This window comes from Mesorhizobium sp. C277A, from assembly GCF_040324395.1.
Taxonomy (GTDB): domain Bacteria; phylum Pseudomonadota; class Alphaproteobacteria; order Rhizobiales; family Rhizobiaceae; genus Mesorhizobium.
Map to the genome: position 1 here is coordinate 412,333 of NZ_JAMYVW010000002.1, position 22,528 is coordinate 434,860.

Annotated in this window: 17 protein-coding genes; 2 read left to right on the forward strand and 15 right to left on the reverse strand. The window is 63.7% G+C overall.

What is annotated here, in order from left to right:
- Window positions 1-237 precede the first annotated feature (237 nt).
- Both NKK52_RS01980 and NKK52_RS01985 read left to right on the forward strand, forming a co-directional pair.
- Window positions 238-3,375 (forward strand): efflux RND transporter permease subunit, encoded by a 3,138-nt coding sequence (locus tag NKK52_RS01980; protein ID WP_023684443.1) that lies wholly within the window; start codon window positions 238-240, stop codon window positions 3,373-3,375.
- 273 nt (window positions 3,376-3,648) lie between these two features.
- Window positions 3,649-5,004, forward strand: coding sequence for an LLM class flavin-dependent oxidoreductase (locus NKK52_RS01985; RefSeq protein WP_023684442.1), 1,356 nt, complete (start codon window positions 3,649-3,651; stop codon window positions 5,002-5,004).
- Window positions 5,005-5,066: 62 nt separating this feature from the next.
- On the opposite strand, the gene NKK52_RS01990 is transcribed toward NKK52_RS01985, so the two are convergent.
- The 15 genes from NKK52_RS01990 to NKK52_RS02060 form a co-directional block, all read right to left on the reverse strand.
- A complete protein-coding gene (locus tag NKK52_RS01990; RefSeq protein WP_023684441.1) occupies window positions 5,067-6,776 on the reverse strand; it encodes a trimethylamine N-oxide permease in 1,710 nt (569 codons plus the stop codon).
- 306 nt (window positions 6,777-7,082) lie between these two features.
- Window positions 7,083-9,452, reverse strand: a complete 2,370-nt coding sequence (locus tag NKK52_RS01995; RefSeq protein WP_023684440.1) for a trimethylamine N-oxide demethylase — start codon at window positions 9,450-9,452, stop codon at window positions 7,083-7,085.
- A gap of 255 nt (window positions 9,453-9,707) precedes the next feature.
- Window positions 9,708-10,334 (reverse strand): sarcosine oxidase subunit gamma, encoded by a 627-nt coding sequence (locus NKK52_RS02000; RefSeq protein ID WP_031204184.1) that lies wholly within the window; start codon window positions 10,332-10,334, stop codon window positions 9,708-9,710.
- On the reverse strand, window positions 10,327-13,308 hold the full coding sequence (locus tag NKK52_RS02005; protein WP_023684438.1) for a sarcosine oxidase subunit alpha: 2,982 nt from the start codon (window positions 13,306-13,308) through the stop codon (window positions 10,327-10,329). Before NKK52_RS02005 ends, NKK52_RS02000 begins: the two co-directional genes overlap by 8 nt.
- A gap of 199 nt (window positions 13,309-13,507) precedes the next feature.
- On the reverse strand, window positions 13,508-13,783 hold the full coding sequence (locus NKK52_RS02010; protein WP_023684437.1) for a sarcosine oxidase subunit delta: 276 nt from the start codon (window positions 13,781-13,783) through the stop codon (window positions 13,508-13,510).
- 15 nt (window positions 13,784-13,798) lie between these two features.
- A complete protein-coding gene (locus NKK52_RS02015; RefSeq protein ID WP_023668554.1) occupies window positions 13,799-15,052 on the reverse strand; it encodes a sarcosine oxidase subunit beta family protein in 1,254 nt (417 codons plus the stop codon).
- A 36-nt stretch (window positions 15,053-15,088) separates the two neighbouring features.
- Window positions 15,089-16,396 (reverse strand): type III glutamate--ammonia ligase, encoded by a 1,308-nt coding sequence (gene glnT / locus NKK52_RS02020; RefSeq protein ID WP_023684436.1) that lies wholly within the window; start codon window positions 16,394-16,396, stop codon window positions 15,089-15,091.
- A 29-nt stretch (window positions 16,397-16,425) separates the two neighbouring features.
- Window positions 16,426-17,754 carry an FMN-binding glutamate synthase family protein gene (locus NKK52_RS02025; RefSeq protein WP_023684435.1) on the reverse strand — a complete coding sequence of 443 codons (1,329 nt, stop codon included), beginning with the start codon at window positions 17,752-17,754 and terminating at the stop codon, window positions 16,426-16,428.
- Window positions 17,755-17,760: 6 nt separating this feature from the next.
- Window positions 17,761-18,489: a GltB/FmdC/FwdC-like GXGXG domain-containing protein gene (locus NKK52_RS02030; protein ID WP_023684434.1), complete on the reverse strand. Its 729-nt coding sequence runs from the start codon at window positions 18,487-18,489 to the stop codon at window positions 17,761-17,763.
- A gap of 4 nt (window positions 18,490-18,493) precedes the next feature.
- A complete protein-coding gene (locus tag NKK52_RS02035) occupies window positions 18,494-19,390 on the reverse strand; it encodes a class II glutamine amidotransferase (RefSeq protein WP_023684433.1) in 897 nt (298 codons plus the stop codon).
- Between the two features lie 85 nt (window positions 19,391-19,475).
- Window positions 19,476-19,799, reverse strand: a complete 324-nt coding sequence (locus NKK52_RS02040; protein ID WP_031204182.1) for a hypothetical protein — start codon at window positions 19,797-19,799, stop codon at window positions 19,476-19,478.
- Window positions 19,796-20,485 (reverse strand): hypothetical protein, encoded by a 690-nt coding sequence (locus tag NKK52_RS02045; RefSeq protein ID WP_031204180.1) that lies wholly within the window; start codon window positions 20,483-20,485, stop codon window positions 19,796-19,798. The genes NKK52_RS02040 and NKK52_RS02045 overlap by 4 nt, the downstream gene beginning before the upstream one ends.
- A 42-nt stretch (window positions 20,486-20,527) precedes the next feature.
- A complete protein-coding gene (locus NKK52_RS02050) occupies window positions 20,528-21,922 on the reverse strand; it encodes an APC family permease (protein ID WP_023668547.1) in 1,395 nt (464 codons plus the stop codon).
- Window positions 21,923-21,936: 14 nt separating this feature from the next.
- The gene (locus tag NKK52_RS02055) at window positions 21,937-22,098 is read right to left on the reverse strand and encodes a hypothetical protein (protein WP_023668546.1); all 162 of its coding nucleotides are present in this window, start codon (window positions 22,096-22,098) and stop codon (window positions 21,937-21,939) included.
- 27 nt (window positions 22,099-22,125) lie between these two features.
- On the reverse strand, window positions 22,126-22,503 hold the full coding sequence (locus NKK52_RS02060) for a hypothetical protein (protein ID WP_023668545.1): 378 nt from the start codon (window positions 22,501-22,503) through the stop codon (window positions 22,126-22,128).
- Window positions 22,504-22,528 lie beyond the last annotated feature (25 nt).

Sequence of the window (22,528 nt, forward strand, 5' to 3'; positions counted from 1 at the left end):
GAAGCCGGCTTGATCGTCGCTTCGGCGAAAGGGCTGGGCAAGCGAATTCAGGTTTCCGGGCGGCGAGCGCCCGATGGTCGAGACGCCAAGATCGAGTTCCCCCGCATCGATCCGCGCGTCCCACCGCGATGAGTGTCTCTCCGCTCGGAAAGCCTCGCCGCCCGGAAGCCAGCATCGGAATATCCTAGCTGCATGCAAAGCGTATGCGCGCACGATCAACGAATTGGACTGACGCCGATGACCGCCACCGACAGCACTGAAAAGCAGCCTTTCAATCTTTCGCGCTGGGCCATCGGCCATCCCTCGATCGCGCGCTTCCTGTTCGGTCTGATCATCATTGCCGGCGCGCTCGGCCTGATGCGCATGGGCCAGAAGGAAGACCCCGATTTCACCTTCCGCGTCATGGTCGTCCAGGCGATCTGGCCGGGCTCCTCGATCCAGGAGATGGAAGACCAGGTCGTCAACAAGATCGAGCGCAAGCTGCAAGAAACGCCGCACCTCGACTTCGTCCGTTCCTACACCCGCGCCGGCAGCGCCATCATCACCGTCCAGATCAAGGGCGACACCAATGCAGAGGAGGTGAAGGACGCCTTCTACCAGGTGCGCAAGAAGGTTGGCGACATCTCCGGCGACCTGCCGCAAGGCCTGCTCGGGCCCTATTTCAACGACGAGTTCGGCGACACCTTCATCACCCTGCACTCGATCGGCGGCGACGGCTACAGCTGTCCGGAGCTGAAGAAATTCGCCACCCAGGCTCGCGACATGCTGCTGACGACGCCGGGAGTCGAGAAGGCCGTCATCATCGGCGACCAGCCGGAGAAGCTTTATATCGACGTCTCGTCCAAGGCCCTGGCCGAACGCGGCCTGACGCTGACCGACCTGCAGAACGCCATCAAGGGCCAGAACAATGTCGATCCGGCGGGCTCCGTCGACACCGGCCTGCGCTCGGTGCGCATCTCGGTCGAGGGCGATGTCACCAGGGCTGCCGACATCAGGGAATTGCGCCTGCGCGCCGGTGGTCAGGTGACACGTCTTGGCGACATCGCCACCGTGAGTTCCGGTCTCGAAGATCCCTATCAGCGCAAGTACCGCTTCAACGGCCACGAAAGCGTCCAGGTCGGCGTCGTCATGGCCAAGGGTTTTAACGTCAGGGACGTCGGCACGGATGTCGAGGCGACCTACAAGCGCTTTGAGGAAGCGCTGCCCTACGGCGTTGCGGTTGACCAGATCTCCAACCAGCCCGAGGTTGTCAAGGACGCCGTCAACGAGTTCATGGAGGCGCTCGGCGAGGCGCTGCTGATCGTGCTTGCTGTCTCGCTGCTGTCGATCGGCTGGCGTTCCGGCCTGGTCATCGCCATTGCCATTCCGCTGGTGCTGGCCGCCACCTTCGCCATCATGTACGAGCTCGGCATCGATCTGCAGCGCATTTCGCTCGGCGCCCTGATCATCGCGCTCGGGCTGTTGGTCGACGACGCCATGATCGTCGTCGAGATGATGGAGCGCAAGCTGGAGGAGGGGCTGGTCAAGATCGAGGCGGCGAGCTTCGCCTATTCCTCGACCGCCTTCCCGATGCTGAGCGGCACGCTGATCACTATCGCCGGCTTCATCCCGGTTGGCTTCGCCGCCTCGACCGCAGGCGAATATGTGCGCACGCTGTTCTATGTCGTCGGCATCGCGCTCGTCGTGTCGTGGTTCGTCGCCGTCTATTTCACGCCGTGGCTGGGCTACATGATCCTCAAGCAGCGCAAGCATGCCGGCAACCATCATGACGCCTTCGACACCGGCTTCTACCGGCGGCTGCGCGCCACGGTCGGCTGGGCGGTGCGCCACCGCATCATCGTTCTGGTGATGACGCTGGTCACCTTCGCCACCAGCCTGTGGGCGTTCCAGTTCATCCCACAAAACTTCTTCCCGCAATCCTCGCGGCCGGAAATCCTCGTCGATCTCTGGTTGCCTGAGGGAACCTCGATCAAGGAAGTCGAGACGCAGGCCAAGGCGCTGGAAGCCCGGATGATGGACGACAAGGACAAGCGCTTCATCGCCACCTATATCGGCGAAGGCGCGCCGCGCTTCTTCCTGCCGCTCGACCAGCAATTGCGCAATTCGAACTATGCGCAGCTTCTGGTGATGGCCAATGACGAGCCGGCACGCGAGCGGCTGATCCTCAAGCTGCGCTCAATCCTGGCGCAGGATTTCCCCTCGATCCGTTCCAAGGTCGACCGTCTGTTCCTCGGCCCGCCGACCGGCTGGCCGGTGCAGATGCGCATCATGGGTCCGGACCGCCAGGAGGTGCGCCGCATCGCCGACCAGGTGAAGGCGAAATTCGCCGAAAATCCGCTGCTCGGCGCCGTCCATGACGACTGGCTGGAGCCGGTACCGGCGATGAAGCTGATCATCGACCAGGACCGCGCCCGTGCTCTTGGCGTCACCTCGCAACGCATCCGCCAGATGCTGCAGGCAGCGATGTCCGGCGCGCCGCTCGATGACTTCCGTGATGGCGAGGAGACGGTTTCCATCGTCGCCCGCGAACCGGACGCCAGCCGCAGCCTGCTGTCCTCGGTCGACTCGGTCTATATCCCGACCGATTTCGGCGGCTTCGTGCCGCTGTCGCAGGTGGCCAAGGTGGTGCCGGTGCTCGAGCAGGGCGTCGAATGGCGGCGCGACCGCCTGCCGACCATCTCGGTGCGCGCCACGCTGCCGGATGGCGTGCAGTCGAACGACGTCGTCACCAAGCTCTACAATGACATGCAGGGCATGCGCGCCGGCCTGGCGCCCGGCTACAAGATCGAGATCCAGGGCGGTGCGGAAGATTCCGCCGAAAGCCAGGCCTCGATTGCCGCCAAGGCGCCGATCATGCTGGCCGTCATCGTCGTGCTCCTGATGATCCAGCTGCAGCATTTCGGCAAGGCGATGCTCGTGCTGGCCACCGGTCCGCTCGGCATCATCGGTGCGGCGGCGGCTCTGTTGATCAGCGGCGCGCCGTTCGGCTTCGTCGCCATCCTCGGTGTCATCGCGCTGCTCGGAATCATCATGCGCAACTCGATCATCCTGGTCGACCAGATCGATCAGGACATCGCCAGGGGGATGGACCGATCGGAGGCCATCATCGGCTCGGCCGTGCGCCGTTTCCGGCCAATCGTGCTGACGGCGATGACGGCGGTGCTGGCGTTGATCCCGATCTCGCGTGCGGTGTTCTGGGGACCGCTCGCCTACGCCATGATGGGCGGCATCCTCGTCGCCACCGTACTCACCATCCTGGTGCTGCCGGCAGGCTACGCGCTGTTCTTCGGCCGCGAGCTGAAGAAAGGCAGGAAGCCGGCTGATGAGGCGGTGCAGGACAATGACAGGCCGCCACTGGCGCTGGCCGCCGAGTAGGCGCTGCTGGGGCACAGGATCTTCCTTGGAAAATGCTGGAACGCCGTACGCTTGACGTGCGGTTCTGGCTTTCTCCTTGCCGGTGGCACCGAGCACCCAGGCAAGTATCTCAACACCGGGCGGGTTCATCAAAATAGGTTGAACGGCCACCTGTATGAAAATGCTTCGCGGCGCCGGTTTTGCAAAACAGAATTCCTTTCCAGGACAACAAAGCCGTCCGATCCTGCTTACATATCGGAGCGGCAACGCTCATTCGCATCAGGTGATCATCCCATGGTAGACAATAAGCAATTGCGGCTCGGCGCCTTCATGCGTCCGGTCAGTCTTCACACCGGGGCCTGGCGCTATCCCGGCTCATATCCCGATGCCAACTTCAACTTCGCCCATCTGAAGCGCTTCGCGCAGACGCTTGAGGCGGCGAAGTTCGACGCCTTCTTCATGGCCGACCATCTGGCCGTTCTCAACATGCCGATCGAGGCGCTACGGCGCAGCCACACGGTGACCTCGTTCGAGCCGTTCACGCTGCTGTCGGCGCTTGCCGCCGTCACCGACCATATCGGCCTTGTCGCCACCGCATCGACGACCTTCGACGCGCCCTATCACATTGCCCGCCGCTTCGCCTCGCTCGACCATATCAGCGGCGGCCGCGCCGGCTGGAACATCGTCACCACATCCAATCCCGATGCCGCGTTGAACTTCGGCCTCGACGAGCATGTCGAGCACGACGAGCGCTATCACAATGCGCGGGAATTCTACGATGTGGTGACCGGCCTCTGGGACAGCTTTGCCGACGACGCCTTCATCCGCGACGCCGAGAGCGGGCTCTATTTCGATCCCGCGAAGCTGCATGTGCTCGACCATAAGGGTGAGCATCTCTCGGTGCGCGGCCCGCTCAACATTGCGCGGCCGGTGCAGGGCTGGCCGGTCATCGTCCAGGCCGGCGCATCTGAGGCCGGGCGGCAGCTGGCAGCCGAAACGGCGGAGGTGATCTTCGCCGCCCATTCCGATCTGGCGGCTGGGCAGCGCTTCTTTGCCGATGTCAAAAGGCGGGCCGAGAAGCTCGGCCGTTCGCGCGACGACATCAAGATCCTGCCCGGCACCTTCGTCATCGTCGGCGACAGTGTCGAGGAAGCACAGGCCAAACGCGCCAAGCTCGACAGCCTGGTCTATTACGAGAGCGGCATTGCCTCGCTGTCGATCGCGCTGGGGCACGACGCATCCGGCTTCGATCCCGACGCGCCCCTGCCCGAAATCCCCGAGACCAATGCCTCGAAGAGCGGCCGTGAGCGCGTCATCGAGCTGGCGCGCCGGGAGACTTTGACCGTCCGCCAGCTGGCGCAGCGACTCGGCGGCTATTCCGGCCTTGCTTTCGTCGGCACGCCGAAAACCATCGCCGATTCGATGGAGGAATGGCTGTATGCCGAAGGGTCAGACGGCTTCAACGTCATGTTCCCCTATCTGCCAGCCGGGCTCGACGACTTCGCCGAGAAGGTGGTGCCCGAGCTGCAGCGGCGAAAGCTCTTCCGGCGCGAGTATGAGGGCACCACCTTGCGCGAGAATCTCGGCCTGAAGCGTCCGCCGAACCGGTTCTTCAAAGGCTCCGAAGGGGCCATTCGCAAGGCCGGCTGACGTCCTGCCATAAAAAGAAACAGGCGCGCCGAAGCGCGCCCATTCTTTTCAAGCCATCACTTTCAGATGACGAAGTACCAGTTGGCGAGCAGCATCACCACCACGCCGGCGACCAGCGTCAGGTAGGGCAGCATGCCTGCCTTTTTGACCGAGAGGTCTGCGCCCGCCATGCCGAGGTCGGCCAGCATGTGGTCGGGGAACTTGCCCTTGTCCTGGACGTAGTGCCGGTAGCAGAACACCGGGATGATCAAGGCGGCTGTGATCAGGCCGGCCCAGAGCGCCATCGGGTTCCACACCTTGGCGCCGGCGCCCATGAAGATGGCGTTTACATAGGCGAAGATGGCGCCGAGGCCGAGCAGCCAGCTCGGCGCCTTCCAAGGCCGGTTGATGTGGCCGTTGTCGATGCGGTGGATCCAGCCGGCATTGAGGTTGAGGAAGTTGAAGATGATGTAGCCGCAGTTCGACACGGCGAGGATGAAGAAGAAGCTCGTCGCGTCGGCCGAGGCGATGGCCAGCACGATCAGGTTGAAGACGAGATCGGTCCACATGGCGCGCGTCGGCGCGCCATGCTCGTTGACGTGGCTGAGATAGCGCGGCAGCCAGCCATCGACCGAGCCCTGGTAGAGCGTGCGCGACGAGCCGGCCATTGCCGTCATGATGCACAGCACCAGCGCCAGGATCATCAGCATCACCAAGAGGCTGTGGATCAATGCGCCACCCCCGACCATGCCGGCCAGTGCATCGGCGACACCCGAGCCGTCGACGATCGGCGTCGCCAGCATGCCGTTGAGGCCCAGCACGCCCTGGAAGGTGAAGGGCACCAGGATGAACAGAAGCATGCAGAGCAGGCCGGAATAGAAAATCGCCTTGAACGTGTCGGTGCCCGGGTTCTTGAACTCCGATGTGTAGCAGACGGCGGTCTCAAAACCATAGGTCGACCATGCGGCGATGAACATGCCGCCCAGCACCAGCGTCCAGCCGGCAATGTTCCACGAGCCGGGCTCCGGCGCGTAAGCCGCCGCCAGCGGCACCAGCGGCGAAAAGTTCGCCCAGTTGATCTGGCCGGTGACGATCGGCACGACACCGACGATCAGCATCGGGATGATGACCAGGAGGCCGATATACTTCTGCACATTGGCGGTGCCGAGAATGCCGCGATGCTGGATCGAGAAGATGATCAGCATCAGCACCGCGCCGATGAAGAAAGTGGCATTGAGGGTGAAGGAGACAGGACCTAGCGTGTGGCTGAACAGCGTCCAGTTGCGGATCGCCGGCGTGGCCGCCGCGGTCACCGCGGCGATGGCGTCGGCAGGCACCGTTCCGGCATGCGCCGCGATATAGGCGACGACGTCCGGCGACGCCTCGGTGAACAGCGGCACCGGCGCCAGCGCGTTGAGAATATAGGCGGCGGCGATCGAGCAGCCCAGCGACAGCACCGGCGACCAGGCGAACCAGTTGCACCACACCGACAGCGGCGCGATGAACTTGGAATAACGCAGCCAGGCGGTGGCGCCGTAGATCGAGGCGCCGCCCGACTTGTTCGGGAACAGGCCGGCGATCTCGGCATAGGTGAAGGATTGCAGGAAGCCCATGATCATGGAAGCGATCCAGATCCCGAAGGCCAGCGTTCCCGTCGTTCCGGCAATGCCGCCGATCGAAAACAGGACAAGGGCAGGAACGCCGCTCGCCACCCAGAAGGCGCCGCGCCAGTCGATGTTGCGGAGCAGCTTGCCTTCAGCGGGCTGCTCCAGGGCAGTGGTAATCGTGCTCATCTGTCTGAATTCCCCATTTTGTGTTCCCGGCCGGTGATGCCTCGGCTTCGCGAAGCTTGTTCCCCGGTACATGACCGCACGACTCCAGTGTTTCCACTCAGTCGTATTTTTTTCTTAACAGTGAAGATTGATCCGGCGCGCTTTCACGTCAAGTGATTTGTGGCGTCGTGCACATCACGGTTGCGAAACGCTCGCTTTGTCCTTCTCCCCTTGTGGGGTGAGAAGCGGTCCGCGGTAGCGGACGGAAAGCCAATTGCTTTCGAGCTTCGAACGCCCTGAGCCTGCGAAGGGCCGGGGGTGCAACCCTCAGGATCGCGGCCTGGTCTTTTGCGGATCGTAGTGGGCGAAGGCCACGACGCGCGCCGGCAGCCGCTTGGCATGACCGTCGAGCTTGCCGATCTCCACCTCTGTGCCGATTGCCGCGTGGGTGACGTCAAGCCTCGCCAGAGCGATGTTTTTGTTCAGCACCGGCGAGCGCATGCCCGAGGTGACGACACCGATCTGGGCGCGGCCGATATGGACGCAATCCCCATGGCCGACGGCGACATTGCTGTCGATGTCGAGGCCAACGAGCTTGTGCTGCGGATGTTCCTTGCGCCTTATCAGAGCCTCGCGGCCGATGAAATCGTCGGTCTTGGCCTTCAACGGTACGGTGAAGCCAATGCCCGCCTCGAACGGGTCGGTCTGGTCGGAGAATTCGTAACCGGCGAAGATCAGCCCGGCTTCGATGCGCACCATGTCGAGTGCCTGCAGGCCCATCGGCTTCAGCCCGTGCGGCTGGCCGGCCTCCCAGATGGCATCGAACACTTTTTCGGCGTCGCGTGGGTGGCACCAGATTTCGTAGCCGAGCTCGCCGGTATAACCGGTGCGCGACACCACGACCGGAATGCCATTGCCGCCGCCGATGCGCGCGACAGCGAAGCGGAACCATTCGAGTTCGTCGATCGACGGTTGCAGCGGCGAGGTCCAGACCACCTCTCGCAAAATGTCACGGCTCTTCGGCCCTTGGACAGCGACATTGTGCATCTGATCGGTGGAGGAACGCACCAGCACGTTGAGGCCAAGCTTTTTCGCGGTGTCGCGCAGCCATTCGCCGGACAGGTCGTCGCCGCCGACCCAACGGAAATTGTCCTTGCCGAGCCGCAGCAGCGTGCCGTCGTCGATCATGCCGCCATGCTCGTAGCACATGGCGGAATAGACGACCTGGCCGACGCCGAGCTTCTTGACGTCGCGGGTCAGCGTGTATTGCAGCAGCGCCTCGGAATCCGGGCCGGTGACCTCGAACTTGCGCAACGGCGACAGGTCCATGATCACGGCATCCTGCCGGCAGGCCCAGTATTCGGCGATGGCGCCTTCCTTGGCGAAGGAATTGGCCAGCCAATAACCCCGGTATTCCACGAAGTTGCGGGTGTGCTTGGCGAAGCTTGAATGGAAGGCGGTCTCGCGGGTCATTTTCGGTTCCGAATCGGGCGTCATGCGTCTGGCGATCGCTCGCGAGAATTTGTGTTGGCCGGAATAGGTTCGCACATGGATGTCGGTCGGGTTCCAGCCATTGGCCGGTGTCGTGTCGTCGGGACAGGCGGAGGAGACGCAGACGATGTCGGTGAGCGCCCTGAGCAGGACATAGTCGCCGGCGCGCGACCACGGCTCATCCGACACCATGACGCCATGGGCGTCGATCGCCGTGTTGAAGAAGAAGTTGATCGCCATCCAGCCGGCACGTGGGGTGACACCCTTGTCGGCCAGCGCGCGGTTGAAATTCTCCGAGCAGTTGGTGTGGCCGGGATAGCCGATGTCGTCGTAATATTTGGCGGCACACGCCAGCGCGAACGCGTCATGCCGGCCGCATGTGTCCTGGATAACCTCGACCAACGGCTCCATGTCCTGGTCGTAATATTTCGAGTGAAGGCCGGGCATCGGGTAGCTCGACCCCATCAGCGTGCGCGTGGTCGTTACGTCGAGCGGATGGTCCAGCCCCTTGTCCAGCTTGCGCGCCGAGAAGCACTGGAAATCGGTGCACTGGCGGCCGTCGACATCGATGATCTGCAGATAGTCGCCGGCCTTGACGAAATAGGATTCGGCTGTTGCCGAATGGACGCGCAAATCGAGCACCGGATCGGCGAGCGGATCGGCGAGCTGCGATTTCGATTTCAGGCGCACCGTGGCACGGCGGACGATGACGGTGAGCGGCGTTGCCGTGTCGTGGCCGTCGACCAGCATCGGCCCGCTAGGCGCTGCAATCAGCAAGCCGCCATCGCGCGCGACGGTGAAGGCCTGCTCGGTGCCTGCCGGCGTGGCGCCGCCGAAGACGCGCACCGCCTTGGCCTGGTCAAGCTGCACCTGGCGGCGCTCGAGTCCGCGGCGCACGGAAGCGAGGCTATCGTCGCCCTCGGCCAATAGCGCCTTGATCCCGGCGGCATTGCTATTGGACTTTTCGCCGAAGATGGCGGGGTCGGTGGCGCCTGACTTGTCCCAGGCCAAAAGCTCGCAGGCCTGGCCGCCCTCGACATTGCGGATGGCAAATGTATCGCCGGCCTCGATATCGATCAGCACCGCGCCGTAACCGGGGGCCGCATACCGCTCCATGCCCGGCGGCAGCGCGATCTGGCCGGGCCGCAGGATGAGGCTTGGCCGGGGCGGCCCGGCTGTCACTGAAGGGTAGGGCGACTGGCTCATCTCAGCCTTGCGGTTCGAGAAACAAGTTTGCCTGTGTGTAAAATTACTTTAGCTGCAAGAATAGCAGCGCAGTTGCGTTTGGCAAGGCTGGCTCCCCCTTCTCCCTCTGTGGGAGAAGGTGTCGCCGCAGGCGACGGATGAGGGGTGTTCCAGCGGTGAGACGTTGGCGTACCCTGGAACACCCCTCATCCGTCTCGGCACTAACGCGCCGATCTTCCTTCTCCCACAAGGGGAGAAGGAAGAAGCGCACAAGCGCTACGCCAAATCCTCGGAATGCCCGATCTCGACACCATACTCCGCCGCCGAATCCAGCATCGTGTGCCACAGACTTTCAGCAAATGTCGCAAACATCAGCACGTTGAACACCGCCTGCCCATCCGGCCGGTCATTCCCGCGCCAGAGCGTGACGCTGGTGTGATCCATCGAGGTCGCGGCAGCCGCCCCAACCAGAAATGCATCGGGATGCAGATCGATCGACGACAGCTTGCCCAGCATCGCCCGCGCCTTGGTACCGGAGATACTGATCAGCACTCGCGCATGCGACTGGTCCGATAGCGAAGCGGAAGACGCGAACGTCTGGGCGAGTGCTTCAGTCCCATGCTTGCCGCCCTTCAACAGCACGAAGAACTGGTCCGGTCCCGACCAGATCAGCGTCGCATCCGAAGTCTGCACCGCCTTGGGTGTCTCAGGAGCCGCAACACCGAAGCTTGCCTTCGCAGCGTTGGCCAAATCTCCCGCCTTGCCGCGCCGCGCCATCACCTGGATCAGGTCGAAATTGCGGATTTCGGTCAGCAACACGCCGACATTGCCGTTCGCGCCGTAAGGCCCGACAACAAGTGCCCGCTCGAGCGGGCTACGAACATTCCAGGAAAAATCAGCCACGCTGGCGCCCTCCATCGGGATCGTAGAAGACGGGATTGCAGAGCTCGACATCATAGTCTTCACCGCGCAGCGGATCATGCGCGTGGACGATCTCGCCGATGCGTTCGCGGCCGCGCTCGACAAGGCCGAGACCGATCCACTGGTCGAGCGTCGGCGAGAAGCAGACCGAGGTGACGTAGCCTTGGTCGTTATCAGGCCCGGGCGTCTGGCCCTTCGGGATGATGTGCGCGCCGGAGCGCAGGCGGCGCGCCTTGTCGATCGGCTTGATGCCGACCACGACCTGCCGGTCCGGCGCCACCAGCGCCTCGCGGCCGGCCATGACGCGACCGATGAAATCCTTCTTGGTCGACATCATCTTGCCGAGGCCGAGATCGGCGGCGGTCGTCATGCCGCTCAGTTCCGGTCCGGCGACATGGCCCTTTTCAACGCGCATGACGCCGAGGGCTTCTGTGCCATACGGCGTCACGCCGAACGGTTTTCCCGCCAGCATCAAATTGCGTGCCATCGCTTCACCGTAACGCGCCGGCACCGAAATCTCGAACGCCATCTCGCCGGAGAAGGAGATGCGGAACAGCCGCGCCTTGATGCCGCCGCGCAAAGCGACTTCGCGCACGCCCATGAAGGGAAAACCTTCGTTCGAAAGGTCCTCGGCAGGGTCGACGATTTCCTTCAACAGGTCTCGCGTCCTCGGCCCGGCAATCGAGAACTGCGCCCACTGGTCGGAGACCGAGGTCAGTTGCACGTCGAGTTCGGGGAATAGCACCTGCCGGCAGAATTCGAGATGCTGCATCACCAGCCCGGCCTTCGCCGTGGTCGTGGTGAGGAAATAATGGTCCTCGGCCAGCCGCGAGGTCGTGCCGTCATCATAGACGAGGCCGTCCTCGCGCAGCATCAGCCCGTAGCGGGCTTTTCCCACGGCAAGGTTTGAGAAGGTGTTGATGTAGACGCGGTCGAGGAAGGCGCCGGCATCGGGGCCGTGCACATCGATCTTGCCCAGCGTCGAGACATCGCAGAAGCCGACGCCCGAGCGCACCGCCTTGACCTCGCGGGTGACCGATTCCAGCCAGTCCTTCTCGCCCGCGCGCGGATACCATTGCGCGCGCTTCCACAGGCCGGTGTCGACAAAGATCGCGCCTTGTTCGGCCGCCCAGTGATGCGACGGCGTCAGCCGCGTCGCATGGAAATTTTCGTCGCGATGGTGGCCGGCAAAGGCGCCGATGGCGACCGGCACGTACGGCGGGCGATAGATGGTCGTGCCGGTCTCGGGAATGGATTTGCCCGACACCGCCGCCATGATGGCGAGGCCGGCGACATTGGACGTCTTGCCCTGGTCGGTCGCCATGCCGAGCGTGGTGTAGCGCTTCAGATGCTCGACCGATTCAAAACCCTCGCGCTGCGCCAGCTCGATGTCGGACGCGGTGACGTCATGCTGCTGGTCTACAAAGGCCTTGCCTTTGCCGGCGACGTGCCAGAGCGGGGTCAGTGAGAAGGACTCGTCGCCGGCAACAGCTGCAGAGCCCGGATTGCCATTGCGTCCCGCGTCCCGCGCCGCTGCGGCGCCGGCCTCGAAACCTGCGCGCAGGCAGGCGCCTAGCCCGAAGTCGCCGTTAGCCGCACCTGCGGCGACCATACCGGGCGGCGCGCCGTCCGGCACGAAGGCGGCGATGTCGTCTCGCCATTTCGGCCGGCCGCGATGGTAAGAGGTGAGCCCGACCGCCGGATTCCAGCCGCCGGAAACGGCAAGCCCGTCGGCCTCGACCTCGGCGCGCGCGCCGCCGGTCAGCGACACCGCTATTTTTCTTACGCCGTCCTTGCCGCCGTCGACGCCGCTGACCGAACCATGCAGCACGGTGAAGCCGTTCATGGAAGCGAGAGAACGATGGGCAGGCGAGACGTCAGGCCGCGCGTCGATCACCGCCGCGATCTGCAGCCCGGCGCCGAGTGCCGTCTCGACCGTGCGCCAGCCATCCTCATTGTTGGTGAACAGCGCGATCCGCTTTGCCGGCGTCGCCGCATAACGTGTGACGTAGGTGCGGATGGCGGACGCCATCATCACGCCGGGCGTGTCATTGCCGGCAAAGACGATGGGACGCTCAATCGCGCCGGCGGCGACGACGCAGCGCTTGGCCACGGTGCGCCACAGGCGCTGGCGCACCTGATGCTCGGGCGGCACCGGCAGATGATCGTTGACCCGCTCGATCGCGCCATAGGTACCGCCGTCATAGACGCCGAACAGGGTCGTGCGGGTCATGATGCGGACATCCGGCATCGAGCTGAGCTCGGCCAGTGTGCGCGACAGCCACTCCGCGGCCGGCAGACCGTCGATCGTGCCGCCATCCGACAACAGACGGCCGCCGGGCGCAAAATCTTCTTCGCACAGGATGACGCGCGCACCGCTGCGGCCTGCAGCGAGTGCGGCGGCGAGACCGGCCGGACCAGAGCCGGCGATCACCACATCGCAATGCGCCCAGGCCTTGTCGTAGTGATCCGGATCGGGGGTGACCGCCGCGCGACCCAGACCCGCGGCGCGTCGGATCGCCGGCTCGTAGACCATTTCCCAGAATTTTGCCGGCCACATGAAGGTTTTGTAGTAGAAGCCGGCGACGAAGATCGGTGCGAACAGCTGGTTCACCGACATCACATCGTGGCGCAGCGACGGCCAGCGGTTCTGGCTGGCCGCTTCGAGGCCTTCATAGAGTTCGGCCGTCGTGGCCTTGGTGTTGGCCTCGCGCCGTGCGCCGGTGCGCAGTTCGACCAGCGCGTTGGGTTCTTCCGAGCCCGCAGTCAGAATGCCGCGCGGACGATGGTATTTGAACGAGCGGCCGACCAGCTTGACGCCATTGGCGACCAGCGCCGACGCCAGCGTGTCGCCCTGGAAGCCGGAGAGGCTCTTGCCATCGAAGCGGAAGTTGAGCGGCGCCGAGCGGTCGATGAGACCGCCGGATGTGAGACGATGGGATTGGCTGGAACTCACGATGGCCGGCCTCTCATCGATCCAATGCCAGGCGGGACCGTCGCGCTCTTCACCCTCCCCCTTGTGGGGAGGGTCGCTGCGCAGCAGCGGGGTGGGGGTGCGGCACCGACCCCCACCCGGACCTGCGGTCCGACCTCCCCACAAGGGGGAGGTAGGGGGCTGGCGCTTTTCGCGACGGCTGTGGTCTCGACAGAATAGCTCATGTCTCCACCTGGCTCGCACCAGCCCCCGCCGCCGGTTCCACCGCCGAGATCTCGTGCGTCAGCGTGTTGCGGGTGACCTTCAGCCAGGCCCGGCAGCCACCGCCGTGATACCAGTTCTCTGCCATCACGCCGGCGATGTTGTCGCGCAGATAGACATAGTCGTAGACGGCATCTTCGCCGGCATCCGCCGCCGGCCGTACAGGCTTGGCATCGCCGAGATAGCTGAACTCGCCGAGTTCGCGTTCGCCGCAGAAAGGACAGGTGATACGCATCTTGTTCCGGCCGCCTCAATGCAGGTTCGGTTGGGCGCCTTGGCCCTTTTCGTCGATCATGGCGCCGCGCTGGAAGCGGTCGAGCCGAAACAGCGCCGCCTCCTTGTGCGTTTCGTCACGCGCCAGAAGATGGGCAAAGACGAAGCCGGAACCGGGCGTCGCCTTGAAGCCGCCATAACACCAGCCGGCGTTGAGGTAGAGCCCGTCGACCGGTGTCTTGTCGATGATCGGCGAGCCATCCATCGACATGTCCATGATACCGCCCCACTGGCGCAGAAGCCGCACGCGGCCGATCATCGGGATCAGCGCCATGCCGCCTTCGCAGACATCTTCCATGACAGGCAAATTGCCGCGCTGGGCGTAGGAATTGTAGCCATCGATGTCGCCGCCGAAGACCAGCCCGCCCTTGTCCGACTGGCTGACATAGAAATGCCCGGCGCCGAAGGTCATGACGCCGGGGATGAGCGGCTTGATCGCCTCCGAGACGAAAGCTTGCAGCACATGGCTTTCGATCGGCAGGCGCATGCCCGCCATCGCTGCGACACGCGACGATGACCCGGCGACTGCCATGCCGACCTTGCCGGCGCCGATCTTGCCGCGCGACGTCTCGACGCCAGTCACCTTGCCGTTGCCGTCCCGGACAAAGCCGGTGACCTCGCAGTTCTGGATGATGTCGACGCCGAGTTCGCTCGCCGCATGGGCATAGCCCCAGACCACCGCGTCATGCCGCGCGGTGCCGCCGCGGCGCTGCAGGAGGCCGCCCTGCACGGGAAAGCGCGCATGGTCGAAATTCAGGAACGGCAGCATCTTCTTCAGCGCCGCCTGGTCGAGCAGTTCGGCATCGATGCCATTGATGCGCATGGTGTTGCCGCGCCGCGCATAAGCGTCGCGCTGCGCATCGGAATGATAGAGGTTGAGGACGCCGCGCTGGCTGACCATGGCGTTATAGTTGAGGTCCTGCTCCATCCGCTCCCAAAGCTTCATCGAAAGCTCGTAGAAGCCGGTATTGCCGGGCAGGCCGTAATTGGAACGGATGATGGTGGTGTTGCGGCCGGCATTGCCGGAGCCGATCCAGCCCTTTTCCAGCACGGCGACGTTTCTGATGCCGAACTCGCTGGCGAGGAACCAGGCGGTGGCGAGCCCATGGCCGCCGCCGCCGATGATCACAACATCGTAGTGGTCCTTGGGCGCCGCATCGCGCCAGGTGCGCTGCCAGTTCTTGTGGCCGGAAAGGGCAGCACGGGCGAGCGAGAAGATCGAATATTTCATCAGGTCATTCCGAGGTCGCTCGCACCGCTAGGACGATTATATGTCCAGCGTGTGGTCGCGCTCCCATTGCGTGAAGTGCGAAGCATAGGAATTCCATTCCTGTTGCTTCAGCTTTAGATAAGCCGACGAGAATTCCTCACCCAGCGCCGCCTTGAGCGATTTGTCCTTGTCGTATTCGCGAAGCGCGTCGAGCAGGTTGAGCGGCAGCTTCGGCGCGCCCTTCACAGTGTGACCGTTCTGGTACATGTCGATGTCGTAGCGCTTGCCGGGATCGGCCTTGGAGCGGATGCCGTCGAGACCGGCGGCAATGATGACGGCCTGCAGCAGATAAGGGTTTGCGGCGCCGTCCGGCAACCGCAGCTCGAAGCGGCCGGGGCCGGGCACGCGCACCATGTGAGTGCGGTTGTTTCCGGTCCAGGTCACCGTGTTCGGCGCCCAGGTGGCGCCCGAAATGGTGCGCGGCGCGTTGATGCGTTTGTAGGAGTTCACCGTCGGGTTGGTGATGGCGGCCAGCGCCGAGGCATGTTTCATGATGCCGCCGAGGAAATTCTTGCCCTTGGCCGACAGGCCGAGTTCCATCGCGTTATCGGCAAAGACGTTGACCTTGCCGGCCTTGTCCCAGACCGAAATATGGGCGTGGCAGCCATTGCCGGTCAGGCCCTGGAAAGGCTTTGGCATGAAGGTCGCGCGCAGGCCGTGTTTCTCGGCCACCGACTTGACCATGAACTTGAAGAAGGAGTGCTTGTCGGCGGTGGCGAGCACATCGTCGAAAGCCCAGTTCATCTCGAACTGGCCGTTGGCGTCCTCATGGTCGTTCTGGTAGGGGCTCCAGCCCAGCGCCAACATGTGGTCGCAAATCTCGGCGATGACATCGTAGCGGCGCATCACCGCTTGCTGGTCGTAGCAGGGTTTTGAAGCCGTGTCGTATTTGTCGGAGATGACGCTGCCGTCCGGCGAGATCAGGAAGAACTCTGCCTCGACGCCAGTCTTGACATGCATGCCGTCAGTGGCGGCTTCCGCGATCAGCCGGCGCAGCGTGTTGCGCGGCGCCTGCTCGACTTCCTTGTCGTCCATGATGCAGTTGGCGGCGACCCAGGCGACATCGGGCTTCCACGGCAGCTGGATCACCGAATCCGGATCCGGCACCGCCAGCATATCAGGATGCGCCGGCGTCAGGTCGAGCCAAGTGGCGAAACCGGCGAAGCCGGCGCCGTCCTTCTGCATGTCGGCGATCGCCTGCGCCGGCACCAGCTTGGCGCGCTGGCCGCCGAACAGGTCGGTGTAGGAAATCATGAAATATTTGACGCCGTTCTCTTTGGCGAATGCGGCGAGATCGTTCCCCATTATAGTTCCTCGCTTATTTGATGTGTTTTTTAGAAGCCGTCTTTCCCCGGTATCCAGTTGGTGCCGGCCAGCGGCACGCCGGCCATGGCGGCGGCTTCGATGGTGAGGGCTACGAGATCCTCGGGCTCGAGATTGTGCAGGCTGTTCTTGCCGCAGGCACGCGCAATGGTCTGCGCCTCCAGCGTCATCACCTTGAGGTAGTTCGCGAGACGCCGTCCCGCGGCGACCGGATCAACCCGCTTCATCAGTTCGGGGTCCTGCGTGGTGATGCCCGCGGGGTCGCGGCCCTCGTGCCAGTCGTCATAGGCCCCGGCGGTGGTGCCGAGCGCATTGTACTCCGCTTCCCAGCGCGGATCATTGTCGCCGAGTGCGACCAGCGCTGCCGTGCCGATCGACACCGCGTCCACGCCGAGCGCCAGCGCCTTGGCGACGTCGGCGCCATTGCGGATGCCGCCGGACACGATCAGCTGCACCTTGCGGTGCATGCCGAGATCCTGCAGCGCCTGCACCGCCGGCCTGATACAGGCAAGCGTCGGCTGGCCGACATTTTCGATGAACACTTCCTGCGTCGCCGCCGTGCCGCCCTGCATGCCGTCGACGACGACGACATCGGCGCCGGCCTTCACCGCAAGTGCAGTGTCATAATAGGGGCGGGCGCCACCGACCTTGACGTAGATCGGCTTTTCCCAGTCGGTGATCTCGCGTAGTTCGAGGATCTTGATCTCGAGATCGTCCGGCCCGGTCCAGTCGGGATGGCGCGAGGCCGAACGCTGGTCGATGCCTTTCGGCAGCGTGCGCATTTCGGCAACGCGGTCGGAGATTTTCTGGCCAAGCAGCATGCCGCCACCGCCCGGCTTGGCGCCCTGGCCAACGACCACTTCGATGGCGTCGGCGCGGCGCAAATCCCTGGGGTTCATGCCGTAGCGCGACGGCAGGTACTGGTAGACCAGTTGCTTGGAATGGCCGCGCTCTTCCTCGGTCATGCCGCCGTCGCCGGTGGTGGTCGACGTGCCTGAGAGTGTGGCGCCACGGCCGAGCGCTTCCTTGGCCGGGCCGGACAGCGACCCGAAGCTCATGCCGGCAACGGTGATCGGGATTTTCAGCTCGATCGGCTTCTTGGCATAGCGCGAGCCCAGCACCACCGACGTGTCGCACCGCTCGCGATAGCCTTCCAGCGGATAGCGCGAGATCGAGGCGCCGAGGAACAGCAGATCGTCGAAATGCGGCAGCTTGCGCTTGGCCCCGGCGCCCCTGATGTCATAGATGCCGGTCGCCGCGGCGCGGCGGATTTCGGAAAGCGTGTAGTCGTCGAAGGTCGCGGATTTGCGCGGCGTCGTCGGCGGGTTCTTGTAGGTCATGCTGCCTCAATACGCGTCGGCGTTGTCGATATTGAAATTGTAGAGCGTGCGCGCCGAGCCGTAGCGCTTGAATTCCGACGGCTTGACGCCGGTGACGCCGGCGCGGTCGAGCAGGCCCTGCAGCAGTGCGATATGCTCGGGCCGCATCTCCTTGGCGATACAGTCGGCACCCAGGCTCTCGACCTTGCCGCGCACGAACAGCCGCGCCTCATAGATGGAATCGCCAAGTGCGTCGCCGGCATCGCCCAGCACCACCAGATTGCCGGACTGCGCCATGAAGGCCGACATGTGGCCGATATTGCCGTGCACGACGATGTCGATGCCCTTCATCGAGATGCCGCAGCGCGAGGATGCGTTGCCCTCGATGACGAGCAGCCCGCCCTTGCCGGTGGCGCCGGCATACTGGCTGGCGTCGCCCTTGATGACGATCGAGCCCGACATCATGTTTTCGCCGACGCCAGGCCCGGCCGAGCCGTGCACGGTGATCGCAGCGCCGTCATTCATGCCGGCGCAATAATAGCCGACGCTGCCGCGCACATCGATGCTGACCGGCTGGTCGACGCCGACCGCAACCGAATGGCTCCCCTTGGGGTGCAGCACTTCCCACGCCGTCTCGTTGGAACCGGGCGTCAGATTGTGCAGCGCCTGGTTCAGCTCGCGCAGCGACGACACATCGAGATCGAAGACCCGGGACGCCTGGTCTTGCGCCGCCTTCGAAAGTTTGGTTGCCGGCATGGGCTCAATGCTCCCAGAAATAGACGGTTGCGGGTTCCGGTTCCCAGACCCTCGCATTGTCTATGCCGGGCAGTTTGGTCAGCGCGCGATATTCCGAGCCGAAGGCGACATACTGATCGGTCTCGGCCATGACGGCGGGCTTGCAGGCGATCGGATCGCGCACCACGCCGAAACCGTTCTTGGTGCCGACGACGAAGGTGAAGAAGCCGTCGAGGTCGGACAGCGTGCCTTCCAGCGCCTCGCCGAGGTTCTTGCCATGCGCCATCTGCGACGAGAGATAGGCGGCGGCGACCTCGGTGTCGTTCTCGGTCTCGAATTTCATGCCCTCCCGCACCAGCTCACGCCGCACATTGTTGTGGTTGGACAGCGAGCCATTGTGCACCAGGCACTGGTCGGCGCCGGTCGAGAACGGATGCGCGCCCATCGTTGTGACGGCCGATTCCGTCGCCATGCGGGTATGGCCGATGCCATGCGTGCCGGACATCGAGCGGACGTCGAAGCGGTCGACGACCGCTTCCGGCAGACCGACTTCCTTGTAGATTTCCACCGCTTCGCCGGCGCCCATGATGCGCACGTCGGGGCGGATCGACTGCAGTACTTCGCGGGCGGCGTCGACCTTGTCTGGCGCGGTTCTCAACACTGCATGGGTGGACTTCACCGCAATGCTCACCGGCGCGCCGATGGCCTTGGCGAGTTCGGCGTCGAGGCCGCGGAAATCGCGCTCGGGCTTGGCGGACTGGATGGTGATCTTCGCTTCATTCCTGGACGGCGCGCCATAGATGGCGATGCCGGCACTGTCGGGGCCGCGATCGCTGAGCGATATCAGCATCTGCGACAGCATCGAGCCGAGCTGCGGCTCAAGCGCCTTGTCCTTCAGAAAAAGTCCGACGATTCCACACATGTCAGCCTCCCGGCGTTTGCAGCTAAGAGATGATGTACCGAATGCGTCGTGCGAATTCAATCATATGAAAAAAATATTCCTGTAGTTACGTATGTGGTTCGATGCCGCTTGGTGCACTATCGCTGCCGTCGCGGGCGCTGTGAACCCATGTAGCGGTGCGGATGCGGGCGATTTTGTAGGCGTCGAGGATCGACAGCGCATAGATCAGGAAGCCGCCGGCGTGGCGGCCGATGAAGCTGGCGTCGGCAGGCGCGATCTTGGCTGTCACCCAGGCGAGGATCACCATGAAGAACAGGAATTGCAGGCCGCGCACCGGCACGCCCAGAATGACGTGGCCGCTGGCCGGCAAGACGATTGCGGCGCCGAGCACGAGATAGGGGTTTGCCGGTGGGGGTAGGGGGGCGTTCATGCCACCTGCCTTTCCTGTCTGTTGATGGCGTCGCGCAGCCCCGAGGCTGAGGTGAGCAACCTCTCGACCAGCGCCGGATCCAGCCTTGTGCCGCCGAATGCAGCCTGCCGGAACACGCCGTAGCGCGCCCGTTCGGCCTCGGCCAGCAGCCAGACGATGCGCACGCCGTTCGGGGTGATCAAGAGTTCCTTGGCGCGGCCTTCGGCAAAGATGTCGAGATGGCTGGCGATCAGGTTCTGCGGAAAGCGCGCCGCCCTGAAGTCGGTTCGCAGCACGGCTTCAGCCGGAAATCCCGGAGCCTTCGGCAGCGTATGCTGAAGATGATCGAAATTGGAGAAGGTCGTCGGCGAGCCCGGCCGCATCATCATGTCGAAGGTCGCCGGCACCGCAACCGGCTCTGTGATCGTGACACTCAACCATCGCGCCGGCAGCTTTCGCGTCGCCAGCGTGTCGACGATGGTGCGCAGCTGCACGCGCTGTCCGTTCCACGAACCCGCCCAGGTGACAACGCCGGCTGTGCCATCGGAGACATCAACGGCATGTGTGATGACGGTCCGGATACTGGCTGCCTCGGCTGCAAGATCAGCCTTGGCCTTTTTGCGGCTGGCGCGCGCATGCCAGGCGAGGTGCAGGACGAGAGCCACGGCGACCGCCCCGGCCAGCAATGCTGTCGTCACGTCAGACACCTCGTCACGCCATGCCCGCCCAAACCGGCAGGCCCTCTCCTGTCAATAGCCCTGCGGCTTCGGCCACGGCATGGTGAACTGGTCGCCGCGACGCACATAGCGGTAACGGTAGAAGTGGAACCACAGCGAGATCAGGAAGTAGAAGGCGACCATGGCGATCAGCTGCGTGCCGTAGCCGAGGAAGATCGCAAAGAAGGTCACCACGCAGAGGCAAAACAACACGATGGCCGGGATCGGGTGGAACGGGTGCGTATAGCCGCGGCGGATCGTGCCCAGCGGCCACTTTTTGCGGAACATCATGATGTTGATGCTCATGAAGGTGTATTGCAGCACGCCCGACAGGATCGAGAAGGTGATCGCCTGGTTGAGGTCGGCAATGAAGGCGAAGGCGAGCGCGATCGGCAGCAGGAACAGGATCGAGCGATAGGGCGTGCGGTATTTCGGGTGCACGGCCGAGAACCATGTCGGCAGATAGCGGTCGCGTCCAAGCGAGAACCACGCGCGGGCCGCATCGTTGATACAGCCATTGGCCGACGCCAGTGCCGCGAGCAGCGTGGCGACGAACAACAGGTTTTCCAGCAGCGGGCTGCCGGTCAGCTTGCCGGCGTCCCACAAGGGATAATAGGTGATACCGAGGTACTCCCAGGGCATCAGCGAGGCGCAGACATACCAGGTCATGGCGGCGGCGATCAAAAGCGTGATCATGCCGGCCATGGTGCCGTAAGGCAGCGAACGCGCCGGCGAGCGCACTTCCTCGGCGGCCTGCGTGGTGCCTTCGATGCCGAGATAGTACCAGATGCCGAACTGGAAGGCCGCGATGACGCCGATCCAGCCATAGGGCAGCGCATTGCCGGGGGTGACCAGCTCGTTGAGCTTCAGCACAGCACCCTGCGTCCAGGGGCTGACCGAGAAGAACAGGATAACGATCGAGACATAGGCTATCGCCGTGATGACGAAGTTGACGTTGAGCGTCATCAGCACGCCGCGATAGTTCAGCCATGCCAGCACGACGATGGTGGCGGCAATGAAGGAGTTGTGGGTGAGCCCTTCGACGCCGGCCTTGGCGACGATGGTGTCGCCGAGCAGGATGGCGTCCGAAACCTCCAGCATGGTGTAGGCAAAGACCAGGAACAGCGCGACGTTGAAGGCCATCAGGGGCCCGACAATGTGCTTAGCCTGCGCGTATTGGCCGCCGGCGGCGGCAACCGTCGATGTCACCTCGGAGTCGATCATGGCGACCGAAGTGTACAAGAGCCCGACCACCCAGCAGACGATCAGCGCCGCCAGTGCGCCGCCCTTGTCCGCCGAGAAATTCCAGCCGGTGAATTCGCCGACCAGCACGATGCCGACGCCAAGCGCCCAGACATGGGCCGGGCCGAGCACGCGTAGCAGTGAAACTCTGTCGCCGTGTATTGCCGGTTCAAGCGTGATCGTCATTGTTCAATCCCCACTCAGATCCGGTGTTTTTCGGAAGCGGCTTCAAGCTCGCCTTCGCGCGAGGAAGTCAGCACCTCCTCGGAATAGGTCGTGTCGATCTTGAACCAGTCGTAGAGCATCCACAGCGCAAGCACGACCGAGATGCCCCACGATGCGTAAGAGAGTGCGACCCACATGAGCGTGCTTCCCCAAAATCTCTGGCGTTACTTGTCGTCGAACTTTTCGTTGATGACGTCGCGATATTCGCGGTCGGAGGCGCGGAACAGGAAGACGAAATAGCCGATCAGCACCGCCGCCATGATGATCAGCGTCGGCCAGTCGATGATGTAGTGGAAGCGGTTCTGGATGATGTCGTGCGCGGTCTCCGGCGTATAGCCGAGCTTTTCCCAGATCGAGGCCATGGTCGGGTTCTGTCCCAACGCTTCCCAGGTCTTGGCATCGAGCGCGTCGATGGATTTCGCCGCACCCGCCAGGCCGAGTTTCAATGGCAGCCACAGCGCCACGAAAATGGCGACCACGACGACCACGATATCGAAAATCTGCCCGGCCTTGCCTTGTTCCGGCGGCGTGTAGCGCGACATGTCTTCTACCCCTCAGGACGTTCTG